The following is a 1,937-nucleotide window of genomic DNA, read 5'->3' as shown; positions in this document are numbered from 1 at the left end:
GCTCGCGCTGGCCCGCAACCAGCTCGCCGCCCTCACCGGCCAGGGCCCGGACGCCACCCTCACCCTCACGCCGCCGGCCCTGCGCGACCTCGCCACAACCCTGCCGGGCACCCTGCGCGCCGATCTCCTCGGCCGCCGTCCGGACGTCATCGCCCAGCGCTGGCGTGTCGAAGCAAGCGGACGCGACAGCGACGCGGCCCGCGCCGAGTTCTACCCCAACGTCAATCTCAACGCCTTCGTCGGCCTCCAGTCCCTCGGCCTCGGCAACCTACTCGAGAGCAGCAGCCGGATGCTCGGCGTCGGTCCGGCCATCCACCTGCCGGTCTTCGACAGCGGCCGTCTGCGCGCCAACCTGGCAAGCCGCCATGCCGAGCAGGACGCCGCCATCGCCCAGTACAACACCACCCTCGTGGATGCCCTGCGCGACGTGGCCGATCAGCTCGCCAACTGGCGCGGCGCCGACGCCGAAGGACGCGACCAGCAAGCTGCGCAGGCCCGCTACGAGGACGCCTGGCGCCTCACCGAGGTGCGCTACAGGGCCGGCCTGTCGAGCTACACCGCGGTGCTCGCCGCCGAAACCCCGCTCCTCGCCCAGCGCCGCCTCACCGCCGAGCTGCGCACCCGCCGCCTCGAGGCCAGCGCCGGCCTCGCCCGTGCCCTTGGCGGCGGCTACACCCCGAACACCCCGTCCAACTAATCCCGCAGAAGGAACCGGACCATGAATACCCCCAACACTGAGATCCCCACCAACGGCCGGCGCAAGCGCGGCCTCATCGCCATCGCCGTCGCCTTCGGGCTGGCCGGCGCCGCCTGGGGCGGCTGGTGGGCCACCCACGGCCGCTTCATGGAACACACCGACGACGCCTACGTGGCCGGCAACGTGGTCCAGATCACCCCGCAGGTGGCCGGCACCGTGGTCTCCATCGACGCCGACGACACCCAGCTGGTCAAGGCCGGCCAGGCACTGGTGCGCCTCGACCCGTCCGATGCCCGCGTCGCCCTGCAGCAGGCCGAAGCCCAGCTCGGCCAGAGCGTGCGCGAGGTGCGTGCCCTGTACGCCGGCGGCAGCGCCCTCGAGGCGAGCATCAAGCAACGCGAAGCCGATCTGGTCAAGGCCAGGGACGACCTCGCCCGCCGCCAGCAGATCGCCGGTACCGGCGCCGTGGCCGGCGAAGAGATCGACCATGCCCGCGCCGCCCTGCGCGCCGCCGAAACGGCCGTCTTCACGGCCCGCGAGCAACTCGGCACCAACCGGGTCCAGACCAGCGGCACCCGCGTCGAAACCCATCCCACCGTGCAGCGCGCCGCGGCCCGGGTCGAGGAAACCTACCTGGCCCTTGCCCGCACCGCCGTGCCCGCGCCCATCGGTGGCCTCATCGCCCGCCGCTCGGTGCAGATCGGCCAGCGCGTGGCCGCCGGCGCCCCGCTGATGGCCGTCGTGCCGCTGGAGCAGGTGTGGGTGGATGCCAACTTCAAGGAGAGCCAGCTGCGCCGCATGCGCATCGGTCAACCGGTCACGGTGACCGCCGACGTGTATGGCAGCAGCGTCGAATACCACGGCAAGGTCGCCGGCCTGGCCGCCGGCACCGGTGCGGCCTTCGCCCTGCTGCCGGCCCAGAACGCCAGCGGCAACTGGATCAAGGTGGTCCAGCGGGTGCCGGTGCGGGTCACTCTCGATGCACAGGAACTGGCTGCCCATCCGCTGCGCATCGGCCTGTCGATGCAGGTCGAGGTGGACATGCGCGAAGGCGGTGATGCGCCCCTCAGCGCCGCCGCGCCGGCCTTGGTGGCCAGAACCGAAGTCTTCGCCGACCCCGCCAAGGCCGCCCGCGAGCGCATCCGCAGCATCATCTCGGCCAACAACGGCGGCCAGCCGGCCGAACTGCCGGAACTCACCCTGCCCGCCAACCCGCCGGCCGCCGCCGGCCTGGCCACCC

2 protein-coding genes are annotated in these 1,937 nt (G+C 72.8%); both read left to right on the top strand.

Annotation, left to right across the window (positions count from 1 at the left end):
* Positions 1 to 697 (top strand): TolC family protein (locus ETQ85_RS22845; RefSeq protein ID WP_187394824.1); only part of this gene is annotated, 697 nt, incomplete at its 5' end.
* Positions 698 to 718: 21 nt separating this feature from the next.
* Positions 719 to 1,937: HlyD/EmrA/EmrK family protein (locus tag ETQ85_RS22840; RefSeq protein ID WP_148581360.1), on the top strand; the 1,219-nt coding region annotated here is incomplete at its 3' end.

The sequence above is a fragment of the Zoogloea oleivorans genome, from assembly GCF_008107625.1.
GTDB lineage: Bacteria > Pseudomonadota > Gammaproteobacteria > Burkholderiales > Rhodocyclaceae > Zoogloea > Zoogloea oleivorans.
The sequence above is the reverse complement of the archived record's forward strand: the minus strand, read 5'-3'. Positions and strand labels throughout refer to the sequence as shown.